Origin of the sequence: Pantoea jilinensis, from assembly GCF_019104105.1 — a bacterium.
Taxonomy (GTDB): Bacteria; Pseudomonadota; Gammaproteobacteria; order Enterobacterales; family Enterobacteriaceae; genus Pantoea; species Pantoea eucalypti.
Map to the genome: position 1 here is coordinate 987,012 of NZ_CP077746.1, position 24,866 is coordinate 1,011,877.

Annotated in this window: 26 protein-coding genes, 1 other RNA gene and 2 pseudogenes; 9 read left to right on the forward strand and 20 right to left on the reverse strand. The window is 47.0% G+C overall.

Going from position 1 to position 24,866, the window contains the following annotated elements:
* Nucleotides 1–51: 51 nt before the first annotated feature.
* The gene (locus KTJ90_RS04675) at nt 52–642 is read right to left on the reverse strand and encodes a contact-dependent growth inhibition system immunity protein (protein WP_318251987.1); all 591 of its coding nucleotides are present in this window, start codon (nt 640–642) and stop codon (nt 52–54) included.
* A gap of 385 nt (nt 643–1,027) precedes the next feature.
* On the opposite strand from KTJ90_RS04675, the gene KTJ90_RS04680 reads away from it, so the two are divergent.
* On the forward strand, nt 1,028–1,471 hold the full coding sequence (locus KTJ90_RS04680; RefSeq protein WP_071591688.1) for a hypothetical protein: 444 nt from the start codon (nt 1,028–1,030) through the stop codon (nt 1,469–1,471).
* A gap of 163 nt (nt 1,472–1,634) precedes the next feature.
* The gene (locus tag KTJ90_RS04685; protein ID WP_050556827.1) at nt 1,635–1,856 is read left to right on the forward strand and encodes a hypothetical protein; all 222 of its coding nucleotides are present in this window, start codon (nt 1,635–1,637) and stop codon (nt 1,854–1,856) included.
* Between the two features lie 531 nt (nt 1,857–2,387).
* Here the strand turns inward: KTJ90_RS04685 and KTJ90_RS04690 are convergent.
* Complete coding sequence (locus KTJ90_RS04690; RefSeq protein ID WP_003850317.1) at nt 2,388–2,852, reverse strand: hypothetical protein; 465 nt, start codon at nt 2,850–2,852, stop codon at nt 2,388–2,390.
* A 412-nt stretch (nt 2,853–3,264) separates the two neighbouring features.
* Nucleotides 3,265–3,694: pseudogene (locus tag KTJ90_RS04695) on the reverse strand (hypothetical protein); the annotation flags it as partial.
* A 327-nt stretch (nt 3,695–4,021) separates the two neighbouring features.
* Between KTJ90_RS04695 and KTJ90_RS04700 the strand changes: the two are divergent.
* Together KTJ90_RS04700 and KTJ90_RS04705 are read left to right on the forward strand one after the other, a co-directional pair.
* Entirely contained in the window at nt 4,022–4,579 is a 558-nt protein-coding gene (locus tag KTJ90_RS04700; protein ID WP_318251986.1) for a hypothetical protein, read from the forward strand.
* A gap of 379 nt (nt 4,580–4,958) precedes the next feature.
* Nucleotides 4,959–5,231, forward strand: coding sequence for a hypothetical protein (locus KTJ90_RS04705; RefSeq protein ID WP_140915747.1), 273 nt, complete (start codon nt 4,959–4,961; stop codon nt 5,229–5,231).
* Between the two features lie 18 nt (nt 5,232–5,249).
* Here KTJ90_RS04705 and KTJ90_RS04710 read toward each other — a convergent pair whose 3' ends face one another.
* The 9 genes and pseudogenes from KTJ90_RS04710 to KTJ90_RS04750 form a co-directional block, all read right to left on the reverse strand.
* Nucleotides 5,250–5,576, reverse strand: a complete 327-nt coding sequence (locus KTJ90_RS04710) for a hypothetical protein (RefSeq protein ID WP_187512834.1) — start codon at nt 5,574–5,576, stop codon at nt 5,250–5,252.
* 168 nt (nt 5,577–5,744) lie between these two features.
* Nucleotides 5,745–6,427 (reverse strand): annotated as a pseudogene (locus KTJ90_RS04715) (phage integrase central domain-containing protein); the annotation flags it as partial.
* A gap of 672 nt (nt 6,428–7,099) precedes the next feature.
* Complete coding sequence (locus KTJ90_RS04720) at nt 7,100–9,181, reverse strand: hypothetical protein (protein WP_346531607.1); 2,082 nt, start codon at nt 9,179–9,181, stop codon at nt 7,100–7,102.
* Nucleotides 9,182–9,401: 220 nt separating this feature from the next.
* Entirely contained in the window at nt 9,402–11,717 is a 2,316-nt protein-coding gene (locus tag KTJ90_RS04725; protein ID WP_499025968.1) for a primase-like DNA-binding domain-containing protein, read from the reverse strand.
* A gap of 14 nt (nt 11,718–11,731) precedes the next feature.
* Nucleotides 11,732–12,073 (reverse strand): DUF5375 family protein, encoded by a 342-nt coding sequence (locus tag KTJ90_RS04730; RefSeq protein WP_167428847.1) that lies wholly within the window; start codon nt 12,071–12,073, stop codon nt 11,732–11,734.
* Nucleotides 12,060–12,326 (reverse strand): hypothetical protein, encoded by a 267-nt coding sequence (locus tag KTJ90_RS04735; RefSeq protein WP_058781704.1) that lies wholly within the window; start codon nt 12,324–12,326, stop codon nt 12,060–12,062. Before KTJ90_RS04735 ends, KTJ90_RS04730 begins: the two co-directional genes overlap by 14 nt.
* Nucleotides 12,323–12,850, reverse strand: a complete 528-nt coding sequence (locus tag KTJ90_RS04740; RefSeq protein WP_346531612.1) for a host cell division inhibitor Icd-like protein — start codon at nt 12,848–12,850, stop codon at nt 12,323–12,325. Before KTJ90_RS04740 ends, KTJ90_RS04735 begins: the two co-directional genes overlap by 4 nt.
* A 13-nt stretch (nt 12,851–12,863) precedes the next feature.
* Nucleotides 12,864–13,112 (reverse strand): hypothetical protein, encoded by a 249-nt coding sequence (locus KTJ90_RS04745; protein WP_134161121.1) that lies wholly within the window; start codon nt 13,110–13,112, stop codon nt 12,864–12,866.
* Entirely contained in the window at nt 13,109–13,366 is a 258-nt protein-coding gene (locus KTJ90_RS04750; RefSeq protein WP_346531614.1) for a helix-turn-helix transcriptional regulator, read from the reverse strand. The genes KTJ90_RS04745 and KTJ90_RS04750 overlap by 4 nt, the downstream gene beginning before the upstream one ends.
* Before the next feature lie 521 nt (nt 13,367–13,887).
* Here KTJ90_RS04750 and sid point away from each other — a divergent pair.
* Nucleotides 13,888–14,604, forward strand: coding sequence for a capsid size-determining scaffold Sid (sid, locus tag KTJ90_RS04755; RefSeq protein WP_346531615.1), 717 nt, complete (start codon nt 13,888–13,890; stop codon nt 14,602–14,604).
* Nucleotides 14,601–14,852 carry an ogr/Delta-like zinc finger family protein gene (locus KTJ90_RS04760; RefSeq protein WP_150028680.1) on the forward strand — a complete coding sequence of 84 codons (252 nt, stop codon included), beginning with the start codon at nt 14,601–14,603 and terminating at the stop codon, nt 14,850–14,852. The genes sid and KTJ90_RS04760 overlap by 4 nt, the downstream gene beginning before the upstream one ends.
* 352 nt (nt 14,853–15,204) lie before the next feature.
* Here KTJ90_RS04760 and KTJ90_RS04765 read toward each other — a convergent pair whose 3' ends face one another.
* From KTJ90_RS04765 to smpB, 5 genes are all read right to left on the reverse strand, one after another.
* Nucleotides 15,205–16,206: a DNA-processing protein DprA gene (locus KTJ90_RS04765; protein WP_346531616.1), complete on the reverse strand. Its 1,002-nt coding sequence runs from the start codon at nt 16,204–16,206 to the stop codon at nt 15,205–15,207.
* Nucleotides 16,206–17,663: an HAD-IA family hydrolase gene (locus tag KTJ90_RS04770; protein ID WP_346531617.1), complete on the reverse strand. Its 1,458-nt coding sequence runs from the start codon at nt 17,661–17,663 to the stop codon at nt 16,206–16,208. Before KTJ90_RS04770 ends, KTJ90_RS04765 begins: the two co-directional genes overlap by 1 nt.
* Nucleotides 17,664–17,707: 44 nt before the next feature.
* The gene (locus KTJ90_RS04775) at nt 17,708–18,940 is read right to left on the reverse strand and encodes an integrase domain-containing protein (RefSeq protein ID WP_346531618.1); all 1,233 of its coding nucleotides are present in this window, start codon (nt 18,938–18,940) and stop codon (nt 17,708–17,710) included.
* A 192-nt stretch (nt 18,941–19,132) separates the two neighbouring features.
* Nucleotides 19,133–19,494: a transfer-messenger RNA gene (gene ssrA / locus KTJ90_RS04780) on the reverse strand.
* A 43-nt stretch (nt 19,495–19,537) separates the two neighbouring features.
* Nucleotides 19,538–20,020 (reverse strand): SsrA-binding protein SmpB, encoded by a 483-nt coding sequence (smpB, locus tag KTJ90_RS04785; RefSeq protein ID WP_003848573.1) that lies wholly within the window; start codon nt 20,018–20,020, stop codon nt 19,538–19,540.
* A 158-nt stretch (nt 20,021–20,178) separates the two neighbouring features.
* Between smpB and KTJ90_RS04790 the strand changes: the two genes are divergently transcribed.
* Together KTJ90_RS04790 and KTJ90_RS04795 are read left to right on the forward strand one after the other, a co-directional pair.
* Entirely contained in the window at nt 20,179–20,613 is a 435-nt protein-coding gene (locus KTJ90_RS04790) for a type II toxin-antitoxin system RatA family toxin (RefSeq protein WP_033761455.1), read from the forward strand.
* Nucleotides 20,606–20,899, forward strand: a complete 294-nt coding sequence (locus tag KTJ90_RS04795) for an RnfH family protein (protein ID WP_003848574.1) — start codon at nt 20,606–20,608, stop codon at nt 20,897–20,899. The genes KTJ90_RS04790 and KTJ90_RS04795 overlap by 8 nt, the downstream gene beginning before the upstream one ends.
* A 96-nt stretch (nt 20,900–20,995) precedes the next feature.
* Here KTJ90_RS04795 and bamE read toward each other — a convergent pair whose 3' ends face one another.
* The 3 genes from bamE to nadK all read right to left on the reverse strand — a co-directional run bounded on the left by bamE (nt 20,996) and on the right by nadK (nt 24,154).
* Nucleotides 20,996–21,343: an outer membrane protein assembly factor BamE gene (bamE, locus tag KTJ90_RS04800; RefSeq protein WP_003848578.1), complete on the reverse strand. Its 348-nt coding sequence runs from the start codon at nt 21,341–21,343 to the stop codon at nt 20,996–20,998.
* A gap of 186 nt (nt 21,344–21,529) precedes the next feature.
* Nucleotides 21,530–23,191 carry a DNA repair protein RecN gene (recN, locus tag KTJ90_RS04805; RefSeq protein WP_039659509.1) on the reverse strand — a complete coding sequence of 554 codons (1,662 nt, stop codon included), beginning with the start codon at nt 23,189–23,191 and terminating at the stop codon, nt 21,530–21,532.
* An 84-nt stretch (nt 23,192–23,275) separates the two neighbouring features.
* Nucleotides 23,276–24,154: an NAD(+) kinase gene (nadK, locus tag KTJ90_RS04810; protein WP_003848582.1), complete on the reverse strand. Its 879-nt coding sequence runs from the start codon at nt 24,152–24,154 to the stop codon at nt 23,276–23,278.
* Nucleotides 24,155–24,276: 122 nt separating this feature from the next.
* Between nadK and grpE the strand changes: the two genes are divergently transcribed.
* Nucleotides 24,277–24,858 carry a nucleotide exchange factor GrpE gene (gene grpE, locus KTJ90_RS04815; protein ID WP_003848585.1) on the forward strand — a complete coding sequence of 194 codons (582 nt, stop codon included), beginning with the start codon at nt 24,277–24,279 and terminating at the stop codon, nt 24,856–24,858.
* The last annotated feature ends 8 nt before the right edge of the window (nt 24,859–24,866 follow it).

Genomic DNA, 24,866 nt, shown 5'->3' on the forward strand with positions numbered 1-24,866 from the left:
TCGATGATGGAGCTGGTAATCATGAACCAGGAAAATCTACTCCTGAAAGCCTTATTTCTCTGAAGAGATCTGACGAACAGTCATCAGGAATTCATGAGCCGTGGTTTCCCAAAGTTCAGGGGCAAAATCAAACCCATATCTTCTCCTGAATTCCTTTTCGACATTGCCATCATAGGCTGAGATAAAATCGTCAACTTCTTCGACAAGATCGTTGAGCATCCAGTCTGGAACTGACTTTTTGAAAAGCCGTACTATACCTTCGATCGTATCCTCGCCATCATTGATGATGTCTGCGTCCTGATTGAAATAACCGAAAATCAGTTGGTCAAGAAAGTGGAATTTTTGCATTTTGTACCTATAAATCCGGGAATGCTGTGAGAATGTATTAGGGTTGCCGTTATATTGCTGAAACTCGATAACAACTCTCACATTTTTCATGACTATTCGCTGGCTACCTCCGCGCCGGAAACCATAGCCGATCGCTTTGCCAGATGCATTGCGAATAGTCAGCCTGCCTCCGCTCAACACCGATTTTATTTCGTCACGGTTAGCGAAAAGCGCTTTCGATATAGTTTCTTCTGCTGACCGTACCTGTGTCCAGTCACTGCGTCCGGGCGTGGAGGTGCACGGCCAGCGGGTCACAAAGATGCAGCTGAACAGCGACACCATGACAATCGCCTGGACGCCGCGAAACCGCACAACAGGCCAGCCGCTGCTGAGTTTCTGCCAAAGTTCGACAATTGAAAAGAGTGAAAAGAATTTCAGGAATTTTTAGTAATAGGATTTCCAAAAGGAGCTAAAGAAAAACATAACTTATTTTTATAGCTTAAAATAATTCTGTTTATGTATATTTAAATGGCTCGTCTTTTAGATAACATGTTTATAATTATAATCGTTAAATAACTATATAAATCAATTTTTAACATGGGGTCTAATTAGTGGTGGTGCTGGAATATAGTTCCAATGGAAATCCTGCGTCAGATTAGATATTCTCAACCCTGGACATAATTTGCTTATAAGGAAGAGTATGGACGCAAAGCAAATTGCTTATGGAATTGTGGATGGTATGTCATCGATTCCTTCGGGCATGTATCAGGGGGTTATAAGAACGTGGCAGGGTAGCGGCCTTGCCGGGAGCGATCTTAAGAACCGGAATCGAAGGGAAACAGAACGATTTATGCGGTTGGTTAAGGCCACTACAGACAGGCATGAACCAATCCGACAACTGATTACTATTGTGATTTTCGATTTTTATGCAAAGCTCGATAATGAGAGTAAGCAAGCTATTGATGGTAAGCTGGGTTATGGTGCTGGCAGGCTAGGGGGAAGGGTAGGTTCACAATTTATTCTGGCGCAGTTTATAGCTAAAAAAATATTAACTCGTATCGTTACTGCTGAGACCTTCAAGCGGTTTGTGAGAGTTGGTTCGTCGCTATCGTTGAACCTTCTCATGATTCAAGGGTTAATCTAAGAGGCTTCACTCGCATCAAGACGGATGAAAAGCAGATTCCCAAAGACCTATTCTAAGGTTTCCCGACTGAATTTGGATATGGTCTATTTTCTAGTTGAGAAGCCACTTGAACCCTATCTGATGTACATCAACAGCCATACGTTAATGTGTAAAGGTATACAGAATGAACTCTGCAAAATCATTTCTACTAAAATTTGTTAAGTTCATAGGTATACAAACTACTAATGTGGTTGAAGCTTTTTCCACGGGGATCTGCTCCTTCGCAGCATTTTTCTCGTTGTTTATATTTGAAGGCTGGCCATTAAAGATTGTTGGTTTTTTTGGTTTTTTCATACTTGCCTGGTTTATCGCTTATCTAATGGATAAGCTAAAAGGTGAAGCATGATTATTATGTCACATAATCTGTAAGTTATGATATTAAACGCCAAAGCCATGATACTAATCATGGCCTTTTTTATTGCGTACTTTCTCTTATCAAAACCAGCATATCTCAAGGATGTGCTCTATGGAGTAATTACTGGTGATTCTTTAACCACTATGTGATCTGGCTGTGTGGTGAATACTGGAATGTAAGGTTAAAAAGAAGTAGAGCACAGCAAACCTGAAGGGTTGTTTGTGGTATATAAACGTTTTCGGATCGTTATGAAGCATACCAGGCACCTTACTCACACTGGGAAAAGTAGCAAGAGCACAGGCATCATAACAATTATCAAACCATTGGTGGCGGATGACTTTCGCTGTCGTCGATTTGCCGCAACAGAAAAAGAAAAAGGGTTGCGCTGGAACGTAACCCTTTAATTTTTTGCTGGTGGAATCTGAATGGATTTTTTATCTTTATGAATTTAAATGAAAATTATTAATCATAAAATTATTGGTATATATAAACATATACCAATTGCTTCTGTTAAATGGTTTTTTATGCAGGTGAGGGCGATGGCTTTGCATCTATCGTCAGATACGCTTTCAGACCTGAAGAGCGTTTTACGCCACGCGGATCCGAAAAGAAAGGGACACGGGGCTTTGGGGTGTCGTTCACTTTAATTGTCCAGACAGACCCGCCAATGAAATTGAACTCAATGATTTCGTGATTGACAAACAGCGCCTCGAAAGAACCTGACGAATATGCATTGCCAACCTGCAAACTTTCAACAATACCCTGACTCAGGCTGATGAGAGTAACAGTAAGAAACTCTTCAAAGATCACATCATCCGTTGTGAAAAGAATATACCTGTCATTGTCGACTTTAACGGAGGCTTCGAGTACCTGTCCTTTTATAGTGATACCCGTCGGTTTGTTATCGATCAATACTTCAGAAACGGCCTGCTGAAAATCAGTCTCTTTACTTTTCTCAATAAGCTTTACCGAGAGAGTTTGTTCCATGACTATCTCCATACTGGAAAAATTAAATAATATGAAGTTGGATAAAAATCACAATAAGTCCAGTCAGCAAACAGCATAAAAAACCAAATGCAAAAGTATAGTAAAGTGGTTTGAGAGTATTTATTTTTTTAAGATTTTTATCTTCATATGCAAAGCTATAAGCATTGTCGCTCCTGTTTAAAAAAGGGATTTTTTTGTTTTGTTTTAATCGCATAAAAAAATATGTCATTAGAGGTGAACCTATATATCCCATATTGCAGTGCAACAAGTAAGGAGTGGGAAGTGTATGCTTTTGTTGGAAGTCTGAGATCAATTCCTGGTAACGGGATCTGTTTATTAGATACAATAGAACACTTACTATTAAGCAAACCAAAGGAAGCATAATCAAAACCATCAGGGCCGATTTCATTTCTCAAATTCCCATGTATTCATAGATAGTATCCATTACAGAATCACTCGCTTTAGCACCTACATATCATAGCCCGCAGCTATTGAGCCAACAGAAGCGCAGACTACCGCGCCGGTTCCTGCTGTGGCGATCCCTATTGCTGCGCATACACCTACACCTGCGAAAGAACCGGCTGCGCCAGCTCCCACACCCGTTAAGGTCGAAGCACCAAACTTACCATACTCTTTGAATGCGGTTCTTTTACATTCGCTCTCACGTCCTTTAACGCAGGCATTGAGTACGTCATTCGTGGTCCAGCAAAGGCAAACCCCATTCCTATGTAACCACCTGATTTCAAGAACTTTGCCGCTTTTGCTGCATTGCCTGCATAACTTGAATATCATGCCAGCCCCACTGTAGACCATTCATGTACCAGGGAGCGACTGGGTAGGTTTTGATCTACTCCCAGTATCAGATACAACCTTCAGTTAGTAATATAGAATTATCGTGATTGCCTTTTGTTTGCTTTCTCAAATTTAATATCAACTATCATTATATTTTTTTCGGATTTTAACGTTTTTATTATTGAGGGTTAGGTTGGATTGTTAATTTAAATGACTATTTTAGTTCTGTCATTTTTAATGAATTTTTTAAAAGCTAAATGATAAGTGGATATCTTTTCTTCGATCAGGTCAAACAAAGATGATAAGCAAAACTACTGGATAATGCAGTATTCAAGAGTTATTCTGCAGGCAGCTTAACATATAACTGAGGATAGAGAATGGAAGTTATCCCTGGCGATATACAGTCAAGGCTACAGCTAGCCATTTCTAAAGCGGCAGTGCTCTTACCCTCTGACGTAGGTCAACAGCTTCTTGCTATGGTCACCCCATCAGCATTAGCAACTATGGCGGGGGTCATCGTGGTTTGGGCTGGTGCGCACTTTTTTGGGATTGGTGAAATCGCTGATTTAGTGCTTCTCATTGTAGGCTGGGTAGCAGTAGGGGGCGTAGCGCTTGAAGCGGCTAAGAAGTTGTTTGATTTTGCCACGAAGACTAACGCAGCTCGTAGCGAAGGAGATCTTGACGTTGCTGCTAAGGATTTAGCAGACGCGATCAATCTGATAGGCGTTAATACTGTCCTAGCACTTCTTTTGAAGAAGAAGCCTGGTGATACATTTAAGACTCCTTTCAGGGGAGTAAAAATGCCCAGATACAGCAGCGATATTGGAAGGAAAATGAACCTCCCTCGCAATGGAGGCTGGCGTTATACTCCTAAGATAAAAATCACAAAGCATAGTGACGTCGTTCAGGGACGCACAAAACCCTGGGGGACGTAGAAGTAGGACGCAACTACTATCCTGGCGCAATGTCGAAAGATGACGCATATTTGCAGATGCTTTCAACTCTTTATCATGAACAGGTACACATGGCAATTGCGCCTAAGTTCTATTTATTTAGAGAACTTAGGGTTTTCATGAGACAAAGCGCATATAATAAATCATATATATTACGATACCTGGAAGAGTCACTTGCTGAAACTATTGGCTTATTAAGAGCCAGAGGATGAGTAGGGAATATATCATTGAAGGCTTCAAGTCCCCCTTGGAAATACTTACAAATTACCTATACATTATTGCGGCATGAAACCGCAGGTATTCTTTTGGGTCCAGTAGTGGTTGGAGGGTTGATGTATAATGTTTGGTATGGAGTTCAGCAATGATATCGCAAAATAAAGCTGTTGAAATTGCCAAAGAATATGCAAGGGAAACAGGTCATGGTTGGGACGAACGTTTTCATGAGGCTGTGAGAGCGTCTTTTGATGGCAAATCTGTTTGGGTTATTTCAACCTCAGATTTAAAATTTTCTGAAGATCTTCCATGGATGATGGAAAGTATGCCTAATCCAGTTAAATATTATATAGATGTCTCTAGTGGTGAATGTATTGCAGTAGGGGGAAAAGGCAGTGCGATTCTTCGATTAAATAAATGAAAATGTTCATTATCGACTTTATAAAATATGAGAGTGTTTTCGCAAAAATTTAAATGCTTTGTATGCGGGCTTCAACGGGATAAAAATATACAGAATTGTGAAGCCTGCTAACAGTGTTATCGAATAAGATACAAGGTTTTCTTGTGTACCGCTGCGAATGGTATAAATGAGTCCTGCGAGAAGGATAGCTATTAATATCATTGCAGCTATGAATCTTTTCTTTAACTGTGAAAGGAGCCAGGGATAAGGATAACCGTTTTTATCAGCATGCTGGCGTATCACAGAGACTTCTTTTTGTGTAAACCCCTCTTTTAAAAGCATTTCTTCGATTTTCTTTTTATTCATAATGAATGTTATTTATTTGTCTTACGATAGTCAGATTGTAACTCATTACCCAAGCTCTATACAAACCGGACCGGTATTGGTAAGGCTTCTGGTTTTTTAATTTTTAGCAATAGTTCTTTAATGCTAACATTTCCGCATTAAATATGTGCTTTTAAAATTACATGTAGCCAAAAAGCCTGGTAATTCTGAAGGAGGTAATGCTGGCATATTTTTCTTTTTAGATTTTTGAAGGCGCTCTGCAAAGATATCAACGGGATTGAACTCAATCAGTTCCTTGGTAGCTATTCAACGAAAAATTTCATTTAGCCGGGAGATAATGCGCCTCAGGGTTTCAAGACCCCCGCGCTGTTCGATTGGATCAAGCTGATGCTTCAAGAGTTTGGGCCGAATCTCTTTAATCGGAACATTGTTCAATCCAGGGAAGACGTTACGTTCAAGGCTACGCCAGATATCAGCTACATGATCTTCTAAAATCACTGACGTTCTTTTCTTCTCTTCCAGCCACTTTCTTGCCACCACCTACAAGGTGTGTTCAGTGGACGCTTTTAATGCATTCGCTTTGTCGGTCTTATGCGTTTGCAGATCAATCTGCTGGGCGAGTAGGGCAAGGTACTGATCTCTGAGAGAGCTATCTTGCGCGAATATAAGGTAAGGGTAAGTACCCAAACTCATTTTCGTTCGTTTCTTAGTCACAGGAGTCGCATACCTGAAGTACCAGTTTTCATGCCACCTTTCATGATCGGCGATATGCGCAAAAACAAGCTGTCATCATCAAAGAGGTTCACTTCCTTCTCGGCAGGCTTAGTGTTTTTGATTTGATTATTATTGTGTTTAGTGACGATTTTCGGCATGTTCGGCCCCTCAGATTTTGGACCCATGGGGCTGGGGCGAAAACAGGGTGTCATTTGGCGTGGATTCTAGCCACTCTCAGTGGACTGCTATGGACACAAAAAAACCCGCAAAGCTTTCACCTTGCGGGCTTTCAGGACTTCGATGATGGTTCTGGTAACCATCATCCAAGAATTTTGGTGGGCTGGCGGAGTCTGACTTTATCTGTCAAGAAGTTGAATTTGATGGTTTTTTTATAATCAAGCATTGGGTTGTGTACCTAAACGTGTACCAATTATTGGATCTTATACCCCCAAGCAACACGGCAAGGATAACTAATGCTTGGCGCTAGATCCAACATAAAATGATTTCAGAGAAAAGTGTTCATACTGTTCATCTTTAATTTTTGTTCAATATATTCAAACTGTTAGGTAGTGAATGGTTTTAGGCAAGACCTACACTAGTGCGCACTTTTGATTATCACTTTAGCAAGACGACAAAAAGTGACTTGAGCCACTATGCATAATGTGGAGTTATTAGACGCTTCTATTGTAAATGGTCCGCTTTGTACTAAAAGCGGTCATTGCCAATCTTGAACCATGATGAATTATTAGGATCAGGTCAACACAACAGGTCATAGTATGAGAAGAAGCCCTCTCAAGGAGGGCTGTTATCTAATATAACGTGTTTAGGTCTCACGTAGTATGCTTTATCGCGCGTGCTACATATTGAAGCGTCTCATCAGAATAGTTTTTGGTATTAACCTGTAAGAATGATGCACCTGCAACACTTCCTAAAAGGTTTGGCTCAAGGTAATACATGTGGTTTTCAGGACTTATCACTCCGTCTTGAATAAGCTGAGACAAAAGCATTCGTCCATCCTCGCCTCGTAACATACGAGCATGATTAACTTTATCTTGAAGCCTTGCCAATCGGCCTTTACTGTGAGATCTAAACGCCATGACGATTCGCCGGAATACCCTTAACGCTTCAGCAACACGATTATCGGAATTAGCATTTATTGGCTTGTTTGAAAACGCAGACCATGGAAAACCCTCTGATGATGGCCAGTTCACATAAAGCTCAGCTCCAGGGCGAACCAAAGGGGGACTAATAGTCCTATTACTTTCGAATCGGTTAGCTTCAAGAATAACGCTTGTGTTTCCCTCATCTTTTTTGACTGACTTAATAATCAATTTTTCACTATTTATGCGAAGGCATTCACAAGAGATACTAATAGGTGAAAAAAGCTCAAGCTGTTCGCTTGAAGCGAACTCAACATTTGAAGATTCCGTATTTATGAAAACGTTCCCTACTTTATTTCCGAGAACTATTGAGCTGTATCCATCGGATGTAAACTCGATCTCTCTTAAGTCTTCATCATTAGAATTAGAGATAATAAATTCAACATGAAGCTTCATGTCTTCATCATCGTTAACTATCAAGGTGGCAACGTCATTGATTTTTAGCTTAGATAGAGCAGAGTCGAAAAGAATTCCTATATATGAGCTGTCAATTTTTGAATTATCATGCTGAACCTTAGATTCAACGAAAAAATCAAATAGGAATGGGTTTGGCGTTGAAACGCCTAATAGGCAATGGTTCTTTGCAGCATTAGAAATGCTTTCGTTCTCACTCATCAATGCATAGGACAATATACATGCTTCAAAAACAGAGCTGGCAACCTTTCTTCCCGTCCCGTCTAAGAATGGATGTTGAGGTAACATACTCTCAACAGCATCGTTATACAAAGCAATTAAATCGCCACTTAGTATACTTATGCTATCTATAGGAGGAATATTAAATAATCGACATGCAAGTCGATTAAGTTGCTCATCAGTTGAATAAAGAGCTTCTTTTATTGCGTCAAACTTTTCAGGTAATTGCTGAGTCAGCTTGCCCTGCTCTCGCGACAGAACGGCTTTGCATATGCTCAGCAACATTTCACCGCTCAAAATATCTTTCATTTCCTCAAAAATTCTAGATGGATTTTTGATGGTACCAATAACTTTTGATACGGCTTCCAAAACCGGTGCATACCCGAAGAATCTGGTGGATTCAGCACCCGATATCTCTTTAAGTTCATCAACTACACCGCGGATTGAGCTTTCATATACTCCTGAGTGTATGCTAAGAGAAGATGATAAGTGTCTATATTCTTGCCTTTGACTTTTAGATAATTTTAGAAGATTTTTTTCGATGAAATCAGTAGCCTCTAACTCATTGAAAAATTCAATATCGAAAACAGGGCAGTTTATATTATGAATCTCACTTAAAATTAGCCAAGCCTCCTCAATAATGCCCACTCGGCCAAATATAACTATTGGGTTTTTATTTCTTTTTGAAACGTTACTGACGTCGAGTAAAAAATCTTCAAATGAATCTTGGGTTACTCTTAGTCTGGCTTCATCTAAAGAGTCAATTATTAAGCCAACCGTCCCAGCATTCCATGCTGGTAAAATATCTTTGTTTGCCAGTCCGCCAATAACATAATTTCCAGCAATGCTTGAAGCCTTTGATAAATCCAAATATATACTACCAGTTTTATTGCTTAACTCTCTCGCCATTACTGACTTACCAACAGCTCCGGGAGCGCTTATAAGAATTACTCTCGCACCATTAATATCTCCAGTTAGGTTTTCATTCAAAGTAAGTCTGGCTGGAACGTAGTCAGTAGTTGAGTCTTGAGAGAAAAACCAACCATCACCATCTTCATTGTCACTTATTACATCAACGCCACTTAAAAGGTCTGATATGTCGTCTATTTTGTATTCCATATTGTTTCTTAATCCTATAATAAGTAAATCGTGATATGTTTTGTTGAATCTTGGACGTACAGTTGCTGACCTGCTCTCCAACGATATATCATATGTTAGCCCTCAAACCTAACGTTAATGAAAAATGAGAACGTTCGCTTTTCGCTGGCTTTGGCTGACATTAATAATTTCATCAAATATAAAAAAACCGGACTAAGCCGGTTTACGTGATCTGATGTTATCAGGCGCTACATGCGGGCAACCAATCTGCCTCGCTGTCTTCATGTAGTGTGAGATTGGTTTGTATGCCGTTATTCGTTCTGCGCTTTAGTAGTACCCGTTCATACTCTTTAAGTGTCTGCGGCACTGCCTGGCCGAATGCGGTCAGGCTAAGCGGATGCTGATGGCCGCGCGATTCCATGAAGGACAGATACGCATGGTAGAGATAGCGCTTCGGGTTTATAGGGCGAATATTTGCGTTCCCGATAAATAGCCCATTTGGCGTGCTCAATGGCATCAGGTAACCACAGAAATCGACCAGTGGGTCAGCCTGTCGTTTAATCTCCAGCGCTTCGCCGGACGTCTGCTGCGCCTGTAGCAGCTCGCGGGCTTCATCAGGTGACGCGAAGCGCTGCATCAGGTGACGAACAATCACGGCCAGCTCGGTGCTGATTTTGTCCAGCAACTGCGGATCACGCTCTTTTGCCGGTATCACTTCCGGGAACGTCAGGATAACCCGGCGGCGCGACACACCGCCGCTGCGGTCGCTGAAGCGCATCGGATTGTTATTCACCGCCAGAATCACCGCCGGGATATGCGTTGAATAGGCGTCACGGTATTTCGGGTCGATTGCAACGGCATCGCCGCCGGTGATCGCCTTGATGCCCGCGCCGTCGCCGCTCCATTTCTCCTGGTCAGGAAGAATAATCAGCGAGAAGCCCACTACGCTGGCGCGCTCGCGGGAGGATTCCAGCGTGTCGATGGTGGCGGACGTGGTGTTGTCTTTTCCGGCCAGCAGAGTGGCTATCGAGGCCATCACACTTTTACCGCTGCCGCCGGGGCCGGTCACCTCAAGAAACATCTGCCAGTCATAGCGGTTTGCCAGCACCATAAATAACGCCGCGAGAATGCGCTCCTGCTTGTCGTGATTATGTCCGGCGGCCCGCGTTAACCAGCGCCAGAAATACGGGGCGTGGTCTGCGAGGTTTTCACCCGGACGCGGGGCTGTGTAGTCCACGCTGTTAACGGTGCGCAGCCAGTGCTCGCGGCGGTGCGAACTGAACGTGCCGGTAGCTGTATCAAATACGCCGTTACGGAAGCCGATCAGGCGGCGGGACGGTTCACCCATCTGGGGTACCATCAGCTTGAGTGTGTCCAGCACGCTGCCGATACCGGCAGCGGAGAACGGGGCGCGCACTTTCTGAAACAGCGCGGCGATTTCCCGGCGCAGCGTCTTCGCCTCCATCACCTGCCATGCGCCGTTTTCATAGCGGCATATTTCCTCTCCGACCGGCGGCACGGCCAGCGCCTCCCCGTAGTGGGCGACCAGCAGCTCGGCTTTCTGACTGGCGCTCATGGCTTTCAGGTCGGCCTCGCTGACGGACTCAAACGGGCTGAGCGGCTGCGGCTGGGTGAAGCTGGTGAGCTGCGCCTGCGTGGCGATATCACCCTGTAACTGCCACACGTCGTTCCAGTCACCTGCAACCGGCGGAAGGGCGGCTTTACCACCACAGGCTTTCGCCGCTTCCTCTGCCTTTAACTGGCCTGTGCCGTTGTCGTCACGGTCGGCAGCAATCAGCATCATTGCATCAGGATGTGACTCACGCAGCCGTTTCGCCAGCGCGGGCAGGTTGTTGGCACTCAGCGCCACGTATACCGCCTGACCGGTCAGCCGGTGCACGGTCAGGCCGGTTGCGTATCCTTCAGTGAGCCACAGCGTTTTGCCATCCGGCTCACCGGCCAGCCAGTATGTGCCTTTCACCTGTCCGCCGGGCAGTGTGCGCTTGTCGCCTGCGGCGCTGATGAGCTGCACGTTTACGGCCGTACCGTTTTCGCCGGTCAGCGGGATGAGCACATCCCCGGTGGCAAAGCTGATGCCACCACAGCGCAGCGCATCAGCAAGTGTGAGCGCCTGTATACCGTGCAGCCCTTTTGATGAAAGGTAGGCGTTGTCCGTGCGGCTGACAGCGGCGGTGATAAGCACCTGCGCCCGTGCGGCTGCGTCTGCCTGTGTGCGGCTTTTGTCTGCGGTTTCATCATGCATAACCGGGGCTGACTCCGGTAGCGAGCCAAGCATCCCGGCAACCTTCATGGCGGCCTCTTTAGCGCTGAGACTGAGCGCCTTTTCCACCAGGTTAAGGCCGTCACCGGCCCCGCACTGATTACAGAGCCACGTTCCGCGCCCGTCCTGATTGTCGAATCGGAAACGGTCTTTACCGCCGCACGCCGGGCAGGCTCCGTGCCGCCCTCCGGCGTGTACGCTGATGCCGAGGGCGGGCAGAAGCTGCGGCCAGAATCCGGTGGCCGCCTTTACGGTGTCAGAGACGATATGTTTCATGTGCATGCTCTCCCTCAGTGCAGCGTGATGCGGCTGGCGGCCGCAAGCTGGCTGCGGAACAGCTCATCCATCATGGTGACGCCGAGCTGCGTCAGCCGCGGTGGCGCGGTCAGCAGGTCCGGCTCAACCATATCGCCCAGCATCGTGCAGGCCATCTCCATGCCTGCGTCCGGGCCGTGGCGGCGCACATAGAAGCCCTCCAGCTCAAGGGCAATGGTCATCTGAAGCTCATCAATCGTCGCTGACACAGTGATGCCGAGGCCTTTGCAGGCGTTCAGGTAGCCCTGCGCCAGCGCGCGACGGTAAACGGCGGTGCGTACCTCAACGGGCAGGCAGGAGTGATTAACGGTCATCATGGCGGGCCTCCGTGGCTAACATGCGGGATTCACAGGTTTCAACAACTTTACCGAGCTGGTCGGTGAGCAGGGCAACGACCGAGGCAAGCGCCGCGCCGTCCGGCACGCAGCCGCGCGCGCTCATGCCGTTCACCGAGTCGAACATATCGAGCACGGTCACGCCGACCGCGTGCGCGTGCAGCAGGCGCAGGTAGTCAGCGTGTGGAATAGGGTAGGTCTCACTGTTATTCAGGCGTTTTGTGAGCGTGTTCATGCGACTACCGCCTTAACCGGCAGACGACCGGCAAAGGACAGGACGTAATCGCGGGCGAGGCTGGCGCGGGCGCTTCGCTCATCGCCGGCCACGGTGCGCAGCATGCAGAGACGTGCGGCGGCATCGGTGCGGCGTATGGCGGCAAAAATAAAGGTGAATTGAGAGTGAGCGGCAGTAAGGGCCGTTGTCATGAGGACAATCTCCAATAAGTAGCGGTTACTGCTACCACCGGAGTTCCTACGCTCATGGGTGGTAGCCCAGACGGGGGTAGGAATACCGGCCTTATTGGAAACCGGCCAGCCCGAAGGCTGCCCCGCCTGAGCCACCATTATTTTGACGACGCAACGGAATAAGAACCGCTGCGCTGAAAAATGGCGCACTGAGGCAACGACGTAAAAAAACACGCATGGCGCGTGTTGTGTCGCCAATAAGTAACTCGGGTTCCTACGCCCGGCTGCCGATTTTGCGGCAGCACAAAAACTGTATAACGGCCGCTCGCCAGAGAAAAGCCTTTTTTTAAACATCGGGGCTATTTCCTCAGCAACCGGTCAGGACGTGATCGGATTGCGGCGGATTTGATCGGAATTCCCGGTTCTCTTTTTTCGCCCGCTGCCTGGCAGGCTTCGCTTTTTTACTCATAACGGAGATGTGACCGTGCATTCCGCTGGTAAAGGCCAGTGCGGTTGCTGGTCTGTCGCTGAGGGGTGCCGTTAGGCTTTCTGCGACAAAGGCGGCTTCTTCGCGGGTGAGCGAAAAGGTTTTTGTGCCGAAATTCAGCGTAATCATGCTGCACCCCCGGCGCGCTGTGCGATGCGGGCCTGCATCCAGCCGTCAATTTCTGACGCCAGCCAGGCGACGTTTTTACCACCAAGCGAAATCTGCGAGGGGAACTGCTCCCGGCTGATTAAATCGTAAATGGTCGAACGTGACAGACCGCAGGTGCTGATGACTTCCGGCAAGCGCATAAAGCGGTCGCGCGGATAAATGGCATCGCGGATTACGGGAATGGCAGGGGCTGGTGCGGATGAAGCTGCGTGCATGGTGTTACCTCATTATGAGTCCGGGCGGTGCTGTCCGGTTCCGGTAGTGTCTTCAGGTAACCCCCTATTCTGGTTATATTTCTGGCGAAGTAAACAACCCCCTGATTGCTGAAAAATGAGCAAAAAGCACTTCTCTTACCTCCTGTTTGCCTTTGTTTGCCAACGTTTGCCAGCGTTTGCCTTTTAAGAGCTTTCAGCGATTAAAAAGCGATTATTAATAGAATTAAAATCTGAAAAAGGCTCGCCAGAAAAAAGCTGTTATCTGAGGCTGTGTGAACACAGGTGAATACTCAGTGAAGACTTAATTTTAAAGTGTTCACTACTTTAAGTGTTGTATTTATTACGTTTTTTATCTTAGTGAATACCAGTGAACAGTTATATGAGAAATATCACCAGTCAAGGGGCCATCCCGTACTGGTTTTGCCCTTGTTTGTTCATCGACAGGCGGAAAGCAATGAAATGCGCTGTCCTGTGGTACACGACAGAATGACCTCATCCTTTACAGACGATGAGAGACAATCATGACCACCCCGGAACAGAAACCTGCATCACAGGAACGCTTCGAGAAAGCCCGCGCTGAACATACCGAAAGGATGAAAGCCTATAACGGCATCTGCGCCGATATAGCCCGCTGTGAAAAAGAACAGCAGGCAGCCATCGAGGCAGGGAAAGAGGCCGAAAGTAACTGGCGCACGAGCTTTCGCAACCTGCGAGGCAATCTCACCGACGAGCTGCGCGCCGAACATTCTCAGCGCATCGCCAGCCGTGAACTGGCCGATGAGTTCGGCGGGCTGCTTAAAGAGCTAGCGCTGGATAAGCAGGAGGCGATGCTGAAATGCTGCGGCAGTGGTAAAGAGTATGTTGAATCGCACCTGGAGGCTTTTACCGGGTTCGCGGATGCGCACTGGCAGTCAGCCCTGCGCAACGTAAGTCCGTCGCTGCTTTGGGCCATTAAGCTGCGTCTCCGTCGTGAAGAGCTTTCTCCTACGTTTGCCGGAGACGACCGGGATAGTATTAAGGACGTGGCTTATCTGGTCGGAGAAGCGCTGACGCGGGCGGCGGCTGCTCTGCCAGACAGCATACTAAATGAGGCTCCGCTGCTGGAGAATATTGGTCTGTATCGCCCGCCACTTACGGGTATTGATATGGAGCTTTACCGCCATCCTATGCGCCGCCAGAAGCTGGCTGAATCAATCCGAATGCAGCGTGCAAAGCTTCAGGAGGGCAGCCAGAAATGATGCACTGTCCCTACTGCAAAAGTGCGGCACATACCAAATCGAGCCGCTATATGTCAGAGCAGGTGAAAGAGCGGTATCACCAGTGCACTAATCTGGACTGTTCCTGCACCTTCAAGACGAATGAGAGCATTACAAAGGTGATCACTGCACCGCCACAACCGGAAAAAGTACCGGCACCACCACCGGAACCGGTAAGAGACCGTCATACGCTTGGACGTTATGGTTCTGCATTCCGCCAGGTTCATTAACCCCGCACAGCCGCTGCCCAACCAGCGGCTTTTTTGTGTCTGTCCTTTGTCTTTCTGAAGCCCTTTTTCTGGCCAGCCGCTTTGTAAAGAGTGATGCATGCATAGCGTGCATGGATCTGCATGCAAAACCATGCATTGTTCTCCACCGTTCAGGCCATACCGGGCGCGGCTCTGACCGCATCATGCACCTGCATGAAAAGCTATGCATAAAGCGGGCAGGCGTGGCGGGGATAGCATTGCGCGCTAACGCAAAAATAATTTTTCAAGAATAGAAAAGATTTTCCTCCCAAAAAGCAATCAATAGCATCGCATGTAAGAACTTAGTCAAAAGTTAAAGTGTTATACATTTTATTCATTCTTCAAAATTAAACCCATCAGTTTCTTCCTTTATATTTCGTGAATAAAAGAAGTATTGTTCTAATTTTTTAATGGCGGAATTATAATCTATATTGCTATTTAGTTTTACTAAAAGATTTTGATCAAAATCGTTAATTTTAAGAAGGCGCTTTACTTTTTGGTAGTCAGAGTTCAGGAGTTCGAAATTGCCTTGTGCTTTTTCCTCGTTATTAGCAATGTCAGTCTTTGATTGCCCTACCACTACTAATGGTCTGCCATATTGTAATGTCGCACGAGAAGCGTGCAGACTACCGCCTTTGATGCCTGTTTGAATTAAAAAGACCCCTGAAGATAAAGCAGCTTGAATTGCATCTCTCTTGACCAAATTTATTGGGTTTACTTTGGTTCCAATCGGGTACTCACTTACTAATGCGCCTTGCTTGTCTAAAATTTCTAATGCCAGTGATTCATTTGCTTTTGGATATGTAGAATCTAAACCGTGAGCCATTACAGCTATGGTTTTCCCCTGCAAAGCTAGAGTGCTTTTATGTGCAATAGTATCAATACCGTGTGCGAGCCCACTGACAATGTTAAAACCACTATTCACTAACCAAGTAGTGATTCTTTTTCCTATTTCCTCTCCTCTGATAGTAGGCTCTCGTGTGCCTATAACTGCAACATTTGTCTCGTTCAAGCATGAATAATTCCCTTTAGAGAAAATAAAGGGAGGGGGGGAGTTGAGATTTCGTAAGCTATAGGGATAGTTATTATCAAATATAGTATGAAGATTGACGTTGTTAGAAAAACACTGGTCGCGCTGAGTTTTTGCAAATTTTAACGCGCTATCCAGTTCTAACTTTGTATAAATGTTTTTTTTGCTAAAGGATTTGCCGACGATATCTTCAATTGTCATATCAAGAAAATAAGGTTCTTTTCTTAATGTAGACAATGTTTTTTCGCCAATCCCTTTGAGTCGACTTAAAGCTACTAGCTTTTCCCCGGCTTCTGAAAAAAACATTAAATTATGTCCTCGGTATGTGTACATGATCTATTATTATAGTAACCTGCGCAGCTTAAGAAGTAACTATCATTTTTTGGACTATACTGTTTGTACATATCAAGGCCACAAACTGGACATTCTTTTTCTTTAATATTAAGGACATATTTGCACTGCTCGGCCTCATGAAATCCAGTACATCCCCAAAAATGTATACCAGTACGTCCTTTCCTAAGAGTCAGTGCTCTGCCGCATTGAGGGCAAAATTTATACTCACCAGCTATACTTACTGTTTTTGCTAAACAAAGTCCCAAAATCTTTTGGGGACTATGTTGATTTAATAAATTGAAAGCGCCCTGAAGCGTTGAGCCGGTAGTTATCACATCATCAATTACTAAAATCCTTTTTCCCCGAACTAAATTGAGGTATTTTTCTTTTAGTTTTAACTTGTCTTTTATCTCTTGAGCGCGGTTTTCTTTACTTCCTAGGGTTTTCAGGCTTACGGCACCATCTTCAAAGTAAAACAAGTCATGAATAAAGTTGGTTCTGGAAAATCCTTGTCGTGAAACTCTATTTAGCATATTCTCCAGTCTAGGGTTTTTATTCTTCTTCGATGGGATGACGGTAACTAAATCAAAATAACTATTCTCGCCAAAGAAATATTTTGAGACTCTATCTATGCAATGCTGAATTAAAGAAACGATATAGTCAGGCATTACATATGTTTTTATGTGATCTTTTTTTGCTATTTCTAATGATAGCGAATGTTGGTCGTGAATCTTAGCCGTTAATAAACCTTTTTGACTGAAGTATTTTCCTAGGCAAACAATCTCAATGTTGTCTTTTTTAATTGCTCCAACGTCACCACTTAGTGTCATGGGCATAAAATATAACCATTTTCGTGAGTGCACAAATTTATTTCTACTAGCGCAGATGTCAGCAATTAAATCAACGCTATCGAAACAGTCAATATCATCCATTAAGGCTGATGTTGAAATTATAGCGGATGGTATTACTCTGAAAGGAATGCGTGATGCCCAGGCTGGGGCTAGAGGTTTCACTCCAGCACTATAAGCAGCTATAAAATCTTTGTCATCATCTCCAATGTAAACTACTTTTGATGCTCTTGTAAGTCCAAGCTTTTCAAGAGCCATCTCGATTCCTTTTGGGCTTGGCTTTGCACCGTCTTTTAATACGTCATTATAAGTTATAATTACATCAAAATAATTTTCTAATGAATGATGTGTTATTAGCGATTCAGCATATTTTCTTGGTGAGTTTGTTATAAGCGCTGTTTTTATGGAGTTTTTTTTCAGATATTCGAGCAAAGATTTAGATTTAGCATAAATCTTGCTTTGATTGAGTGCATCCTGAGAGAGGTTAGCACTGTTACCGCTCTCTCTAAGCTGCTTAAGAGAGTCTGTACTTATTAAAGTATTGTCCAAATCAAAAAAAATAGCATCGAAGTCAATTTTCATCCTTGTCTCCTTGACAAGAACATTTTAAGTGTGAAGTGATTTATTCATGGATTTAAGATTTTTGCAATACTCTTTCTTGAGGAAAGTGAAGAATTTCTTACAAATCCGCCCCACCAGTTCATCAGGTCTGCACGTTGTGCAATGTACGTTGAGCGGTTGTATGCTCTGCGTACCTCATTTTTATCACTATGAGCTAAAGCTGCTTCGATTACGTCAGGGTTAAAACCTGCTTCGTTTAATGCTGTGCTCGCAATTGAACGTAACCCATGTGCGACAAGCTTTCCTCCGAATCCAATTCGTTTTAAAGCGGCATTAGCTGTCTGGCTATTCATGGCTTGCTTTGGGTCATTCCTGCTTGGAAAAACGTGCTTTCGATGAGCACTCATAGGCTTCATCACTTCAAGAATCTCTAATGCCTGAGTTGATAGAGGGATAACATGCTCTCGTTTCGACTTCATCCTTTCGGCTGGAATAGTCCAGAGTTTTGTATCAAGATCAATTTCTACCCATTGTGCACCAGAAGCTTCAGAAGGGCGCACAAGAGTTAACAGTTGCCATTCAATAAGGCATCGAGTTGGGACGGATAGATTTGACATGTTTAGGGAACGCATTAACGTCGGCAATTCTTCTGGTCGCAGTGTCGGCATATTTTGCTTTTTGGGTTTCTCAAAGGCCATTCCAACACCTGATGCCGGATTGGCATCAATCAGGCCGGTATTAACGGCATATATCATGATCTCGTTTATACGCTGAACTAAGCGACGAACTGTCTCAAGTGCGCCGCGAGCTTTAATCGGCTCCAGTGCCTCTACAATCGTTCTAGCCTTAAGCGCCTGAACAGAAATCTCACCGATAGTTGGGAAGATGTCCTTCTCGAGTGATCGCCAAATATCCTTTGCATAATCTTCGGTAACACTTTTGCTTTTAAGCTGGAACCACCTCTCGGCAACAACTGAGAAAATGCTATCTAACTCAATCTGACGCTGCTCAGAAACTTCCTCTTGCTGCTTCTGTGGATCGATCTCTTGAGCGAGAAGTGACAGGTACTGATCACGCATCTGACGTGCAGCAGCTAGCGTTAGGGCAGGGTATGAGCCAAGACTAAGATTTGTGCGGCTACTACTTCTTGGCCTCTGATAGCGGAAACGCCATAGCTTCTTGCCAGACGTTTTGATTAGCAGGAAAAGCCCATCCCCATCATGTAGTGTGAAGTCTTTCTCTTGAGGCTTAGCTTTGAGGATTTCGTTATTGGTGAGGGGGCGTGTCATCCGCGCCATGACTGGTTTCCATCCATAATTGGTACACGTTTTTGGCCCACATTATAGCGTGTACCTAAACGTGTACCAATTATCTCTGGATTCAGGCGGATTATCTCGGAAGGTTACAGACACAAAAAAGCCCGCAGGGCTTGTGCCGTGCGGGCTCTTAGGACTTCTGCGGATGGCACTGGAACCATCTTTGAAGAATTTTGGTGGAGCTGGCGGGAGTTGAACCCGCGTCCGAAATTACTACACCGTCGGCACTACATGCTTAGTCAGTTTTTACATTCGCCGGTTAGCTGCGAACAGACACGCCACTAACAGACTATCCTGATTGGATTTAACGCTTCAACCCCAGGCAAGGCATCCACGCGATCTCTTTTGGGTTTGACTTCTCTTGATCCCCGTCTTAAGAGCGGAAGCTAGGGAGAGAAGGCTAAAAGCAGGTTATTAAGCTGCTAAAGCGTAGTTTTCGTCGTTTGCGACTATTTTTTTGCGGCTTTTTACGAGGCAAACCGCCCCTCGGCATGCTCCTAAGGCTTCACAATCCCGTCGAGTCCAGAATCAGCCCCAGAACTTCAAATACTAGCAACAAAACAAATCAAAATCCAGTGCTTAACGCTTTGAATTCTTCATGATACGTGCTTTATCCAGTTTCCATTCACGGTCTTTGATATCGTCGCGCTTGTCGTGCTCTTTCTTACCGCGTGCAACACCAATCTTCAGTTTGCACCAGGCGTTTTTCCAGTACAGCGACAGCGCCACGATGGTGTAGCCTTCGCGGTTAACGCGGCCATACAGTGAATCAAGTTCACGTTGCTTCAGCAGCAGTTTACGGCTGCGCGTCGGGTCACAGACCACATGGCTGGAGGCAACGGCTAAGGGTTGAAAGGTTGAACCGAACAGAAAGGCTTCGCCATCGCGCAGCAGAATATAGCTGTCGCTGATGTTGGCTTTACCGGCACGAAGTGACTTAACTTCCCATCCTTGTAACGACAATCCCGCTTCATACTCCTCTTCAATGAAGTACTCGTGGCGGGCGCGTTTGTTCATGGCAACAGTGGCAGAACCGGGTTTGTGTGCTTTTTTCTTTGTCATAGTGCGGCGTATTTTACATCACTTAGTCGGTTATCGCATCCCCAGTCCAGCGGGGCGGCAGGAAACGGGATATTCTAGCACACCCTCACTCGGGGACATTTTTGTTTAATCGCTGAAAATGCTATTATTCAGCGGTTTTGTGATGAACAGGAACCATTATGGCTCAGATTAGTCGTTCGGCGCTGGTCCCGTTTAGTGCCGGGCAGATGTACCAACTTGTAAATGATGTGGATGCCTATCCGCAATTCCTGCCGGGTTGCACCGGAAGCCGCGTGCTGGATGCGTCTGAGAATCAGATGACGGCGTCCGTGGATGTGTCGAAAGCGGGCATCAGCAAAACGTTTACCACCCGCAATACCCTGACGGATAACCAGAGCATCCATATGCAACTGGTTGACGGGCCGTTCCGCAAGCTGACTGGCGGCTGGACGTTCGTCTCGCTGGGCGATGACGCTTGCAAGGTTGAGTTAAGCCTGGAGTTCGAGTTCACTAACATGCTGGTAGAGATGGCCTTTGGGCGGATCTTCAAAGAGCTGGCCAACAGCATGGTGCAGGCTTTCACACAGCGCGCCAAAGAGGTTTACCGTGCCTGATATCTCTGTCGAGGTGGTCTATGCCTTGCCTGAAAAGCAGTATCAGCTCTATGTGAAAGTGGAGCAGGGCAGCACGGTTGAACAGGCCATCCTCAAATCAGGACTACTTGAACTGCGTCGGGAGATTGACCTCGCCAGTAACAAGGTCGGCATCTATAGTCGTCCGGTGAAGCTGGATGATGTGGTGAATGAGGGCGATCGTATCGAAGTCTACCGTCCGCTGATTGCCGATCCTAAAGAGTTACGCCGGCAGCGCGCAGAACGAGCGGCAGAAAGCAAAAAATAAGCCCTTATCCCATCAGATACAGCGGATACCCGGCATAAAAAAAGGCGCTCAGTGCGCCTTTTTGCTGTCTGTTGTTTCTGACAATCTTACGGGCAATCAGTCGTTGTTCTGTGACAGATTCTGCTTGTTGTCGATATTAGTCAGAACGCCGTTACCATCAAAGGTCAGCGTCAGCGTCTGCTGTTTTACGCCCTCATGACCTGGCTCCTGACGGAAAACGTAATACCAGACGTTGCTGCCAAACGGATCTTTCATCATCGGCGTACCGAGCGTGTAAGCCACCTGCTGCTGTGTCATACCGGTATGAATCTTGGCCACATCGTTGGCAACCAGATAGTTCCCCTGGTTGATATCAGGACGATAGACCACGCGCTCTAAGGTGGAACATCCGGCGGTCATCATCAACATTACTACTGCCGCGGCAGTCAGCGTTTTACAGCGCATCTATACATTCCTTTTCCGGGGCCAAACGCCTTTTAAAGGCGGCTTTCTTGCCATCAAAATCTGAACTCTGCCTGCGGCAGGCTTTATTACTCTGGCGACATAAGTGCCGATGATAATAAACCTTTTCGCTGTTGGAAACCTCTACAGAGCAAGCATATGACCACGGAGGGTTAAAAAAGTGCGCTGCTATGCGGCTAAAAGTTCTTTTGCGTTGGCCAGGGTATTGCGTGTGACCTCGCTGCCGCCCAGCAGTCGCGCCAGTTCCTGCAGACGCGCCCGCTTGTCCAGTGGCTGCATATGGGTTTCAGTCATTGCGCCATCGGTCTCTTTGCTGACGTAGAAGTGCTGATGACCACAACCGGCCACCTGCGGCAGGTGAGTCACACACATCACCTGGGTCGATTCACCCAACTGACGCAGCAGTTTACCGACCACGGCAGCGGTCGGGCCGCTGATGCCGACATCCACTTCATCGAAAATCATCGCCGGTGTTTCCATTTTCTTCGCGGTAATCACCTGAATTGCCAGCGCGATACGCGACAGTTCACCACCCGAAGCCACTTTGCCCAGAGGCTGCAGTGGCTGGCCTGGGTTAGTGGTGACCTGGAAATCGACGCGGCTCGCGCCGTCTGCCGTGAGCTGATCCGGATTAAAGGTCAGCGCAATTTTAAACTGGCCGTGCGGCATGGAGAGCAGATGCATACTCTGGGTGATCAGCTGCTGCAGTTCGTCAGCAAAGTGGCTGCGCTGCTGATGCAGTTGCTCTGCGCTTTTCAGCGCGGCCTGATAATGTTCACCCACCAGTGACTGCAGGCTCTCCTGATCGCTTTCATGCTGTGAGAGCAGCTCCGCTTCTGCCAGCAATTGCTGATGCAGTTCGGGCAGACCTTCCGGCGTGACGTGATGCTTACGGGCCAGCGCGATCTGACGTGAGATACGCTTTTCCAGCTCATACAGGCGGTTGGGATCCATATCCAGACTGTCACAGTAGTGACGCAGCTCATCGCTGGCTTCGGTCAGCTGAATGGCGGCTTCTTCCAGCAGGTTGTGCACGCCGTTCAGCTTCTCATCCAGCGAAGTCAGTTCAGAAATCATCTCACGCGCCGTGTAGAGAAGGCTATTGAGATTCGTGTCATCGCTGTCTGCTAACAACTGCAGTGCCTGCTGGCTGGTCGACAGCAGTTGTCCGCTGTTAGCCAGACGCTTGTACTCTTCATCGATCTGCTCATATTCACCCGGCTGCGGTGCGAAGTCGTTCAGCTCTTTCAACTGATACTGCAACAGCTCGCGACGTGATTCGCGTTCCTGCGCCTGCTGCTGATGCAGCGCCAGGGTGCGACAGCTCTGATTCCAGGTCTGATAGCTGGCGCGCATTTGCTGCAGCAGCTCGTCGTGACCGGCATAGGCATCCAGCAGATGTTTCTGATGATCAGGTTTAAGCAGAAGCTGATGGGCATGCTGACCGTGGATCTGAATCAGCAACTGGCCGAGGTCGCGCAGCTGAGAGAGCGGCACCGCCGTGCCATTGATAAAGCCACGGGAGCGTCCGTCAGCGCTGATTACCCGGCGCAGCAGGCACTCGTTGCCCTCATCCAGATGATTATCGACCAGCCAGCGCTGGGCAGAAGGGGAGGACTTAAGCTGGAAGCGGGCACAGAGGTCAGCCCGGCTGGCTCCCTGACGCACCATGTCAGCATCAGCACGACCGCCCAGACACAATCCCAGCGCATCAATGGCGATAGACTTGCCGGCACCGGTCTCACCCGTGATAGCTGTCATGCCGCGTTGGAAATCAATGTCGAGCTCACGAACGATAGCGAAATTACTGATGGTCAGTTGGGCCAGCATAGGTTCACCTGTATGAATAAACACATATGGTTTTTCATACAGTATAAACTGGTTTTTTATCCAGTAAAGAGGCGAGGCCGGTTTTCAGAACAATTTTTTTGACCAGCCCAGTTTCGAACTCAGCGTATTGAAATAGCTGTAGTTTTTAGGATGGATCAAATCAAGATGACCGGCACTGCGGCGAATCAGTACATCCTCGCCCTCCTGGATGGGCAACGCAATCTGGCTGTCACAGCTGATCTCCAGGTCACTGCGACGTGAAGAAAAGCGTAAACGGATGGTACTGCTGCTGTTGATCACCAGTGGCCGCGCGGAAAGCGTATGCGGGAACATCGGCACCAGCACAATCGCCTCCAGTGACGGCGTCAGAATAGGGCCGCCCGCCGAGAGTGAGTAGGCTGTAGAGCCGGTGGGCGTGGAGATAATCAGCCCGTCTGAGCGTTGGGAAAAGGCGAACACTTCATCAATGTAAACTTCAAATTCGATCATGTGTGCCACTTTGCCAGGGTGCAGCACCACTTCATTGATGGCAGAGCCGATACGGGGCGAGCAGTCCGATTTGCACACCTGCGCTTCCAGCAGAAAGCGGCTCTCGACGAAATAGTTGCCCTGCAGCACCTCATCCAGCTGTTGCTGTGCGTTATCCGGATCGAGGTCAGTGAGAAAACCGAGATTACCGCGGTTAATGCCGATCACTTTGATGTCATAACGCGCCAGCACCCGCGCTGCGCCCAGCATATTGCCGTCACCACCCACCACGACGGCTAAATCAGCCTGCTGACCAATCTCCGCCAGCGTGCCCGTCTGTACGTCGTGAAGCGACAGCTCCTGGGCAATCTGCTTCTCAACGATCACCTGATAACCTTTGGCCGTCAGCCAGCGCCAGAGCATCTCATGCGTGGTTAACGCAGTGGGATGGCGCGGATGACCCACAATCCCAATGCAGTTAAAGTGTTTGTTCATCTGGTCGGTGTTCCTTATAAGCCAAAACGGCAAGGCAATGTGATAGGTTCCCTTGAATCCGTCATACCAATCCCCATAATAAGCCAACCAGCGAAATGAATGTGCAAAACGCGGAGAAATTCATGAGTAGTAAAGAACAGAACACCCCAAACGAGCAAGTCTCAGACGAAATTCAGCAGGATCAGCAGCAACCTCAGGAAGCGGAGACAGCAGCAGAGGTGGATCCGCGTGATGAGCGTATTGCTCAGCTCGAAGCTGAATTAGCGCAGTCGCAAACCGGTGTGCGCGATGCCCAGCTGCGTGCGCAGGCTGAAGTTGAGAACATTCGTCGTCGTGCCGAAATGGACGTTGAGAAGGCGCATAAATTTGCGCTGGAGAAGTTTGCCAACGAACTGCTGCCAGTCATCGACAGCCTGGAACGTGCGCTGGAAGTGGCAAACAAAGAAGACCCGCAGCTGGCATCCATGATCGAAGGGATTGAGCTGACCCTGAAAGGCCTGCTGGGTGCCGTGCGTAAATTCGGTGTTGAAGTGGTAGGCGAAACGGGCGTGCCATTTAACCCGGAAGTGCATCAGGCAATGTCGATGATGGAGTCTGAAGAGTTTGAGCCTAACCATGTCATGCTGGTGATGCAGCGTGGCTATACGCTGAATGGTCGCCTGCTGCGTCCGGCGATGGTGGCGGTTTCTAAAGCTAAAAGCTGATTCAACGC

Excerpts from the sequence above, each read along its gene's own strand:
- KTJ90_RS04750 (WP_346531614.1), bottom strand. The coding sequence starts at position 13,366 with ATGCACGCAGCTTCATCCGCACCAGCCCCTGCCATTCCCGTAATCCGC.
- KTJ90_RS04730 (WP_167428847.1), bottom strand. The coding sequence starts at position 12,073 with ATGATGACCGTTAATCACTCCTGCCTGCCCGTTGAGGTACGCACCGCC.
- KTJ90_RS04770 (WP_346531617.1), bottom strand. The coding sequence starts at position 17,663 with ATGAAAATTGACTTCGATGCTATTTTTTTTGATTTGGACAATACTTTA.
- KTJ90_RS04705 (WP_140915747.1), top strand. The coding sequence starts at position 4,959 with ATGATATCGCAAAATAAAGCTGTTGAAATTGCCAAAGAATATGCAAGG.
- KTJ90_RS04720 (WP_346531607.1), bottom strand. The coding sequence starts at position 9,181 with ATGGAATACAAAATAGACGACATATCAGACCTTTTAAGTGGCGTTGAT.
- KTJ90_RS04685 (WP_050556827.1), top strand. The coding sequence starts at position 1,635 with ATGAACTCTGCAAAATCATTTCTACTAAAATTTGTTAAGTTCATAGGT.
- recN (WP_039659509.1), bottom strand. The coding sequence starts at position 23,191 with ATGCTGGCCCAACTGACCATCAGTAATTTCGCTATCGTTCGTGAGCTC.
- KTJ90_RS04765 (WP_346531616.1), bottom strand. The coding sequence starts at position 16,206 with ATGTTTTTTTCAGAAGCCGGGGAAAAGCTAGTAGCTTTAAGTCGACTC.
- KTJ90_RS04700 (WP_318251986.1), top strand. The coding sequence starts at position 4,022 with ATGGAAGTTATCCCTGGCGATATACAGTCAAGGCTACAGCTAGCCATT.
- KTJ90_RS04680 (WP_071591688.1), top strand. The coding sequence starts at position 1,028 with ATGGACGCAAAGCAAATTGCTTATGGAATTGTGGATGGTATGTCATCG.
- KTJ90_RS04740 (WP_346531612.1), bottom strand. The coding sequence starts at position 12,850 with ATGTTTAAAAAAAGGCTTTTCTCTGGCGAGCGGCCGTTATACAGTTTT.
- KTJ90_RS04710 (WP_187512834.1), bottom strand. The coding sequence starts at position 5,576 with ATGAATAAAAAGAAAATCGAAGAAATGCTTTTAAAAGAGGGGTTTACA.
- KTJ90_RS04735 (WP_058781704.1), bottom strand. The coding sequence starts at position 12,326 with ATGAACACGCTCACAAAACGCCTGAATAACAGTGAGACCTACCCTATT.
- KTJ90_RS04725 (WP_499025968.1), bottom strand. The coding sequence starts at position 11,717 with ATGAAACATATCGTCTCTGACACCGTAAAGGCGGCCACCGGATTCTGG.
- nadK (WP_003848582.1), bottom strand. The coding sequence starts at position 24,154 with ATGAACAAACACTTTAACTGCATTGGGATTGTGGGTCATCCGCGCCAT.
- KTJ90_RS04790 (WP_033761455.1), top strand. The coding sequence starts at position 20,179 with ATGGCTCAGATTAGTCGTTCGGCGCTGGTCCCGTTTAGTGCCGGGCAG.
- sid (WP_346531615.1), top strand. The coding sequence starts at position 13,888 with ATGACCACCCCGGAACAGAAACCTGCATCACAGGAACGCTTCGAGAAA.
- KTJ90_RS04745 (WP_134161121.1), bottom strand. The coding sequence starts at position 13,112 with ATGATTACGCTGAATTTCGGCACAAAAACCTTTTCGCTCACCCGCGAA.
- grpE (WP_003848585.1), top strand. The coding sequence starts at position 24,277 with ATGAGTAGTAAAGAACAGAACACCCCAAACGAGCAAGTCTCAGACGAA.
- KTJ90_RS04690 (WP_003850317.1), bottom strand. The coding sequence starts at position 2,852 with ATGGAACAAACTCTCTCGGTAAAGCTTATTGAGAAAAGTAAAGAGACT.
- KTJ90_RS04775 (WP_346531618.1), bottom strand. The coding sequence starts at position 18,940 with ATGGCGCGGATGACACGCCCCCTCACCAATAACGAAATCCTCAAAGCT.
- KTJ90_RS04760 (WP_150028680.1), top strand. The coding sequence starts at position 14,601 with ATGATGCACTGTCCCTACTGCAAAAGTGCGGCACATACCAAATCGAGC.
- smpB (WP_003848573.1), bottom strand. The coding sequence starts at position 20,020 with ATGACAAAGAAAAAAGCACACAAACCCGGTTCTGCCACTGTTGCCATG.
- bamE (WP_003848578.1), bottom strand. The coding sequence starts at position 21,343 with ATGCGCTGTAAAACGCTGACTGCCGCGGCAGTAGTAATGTTGATGATG.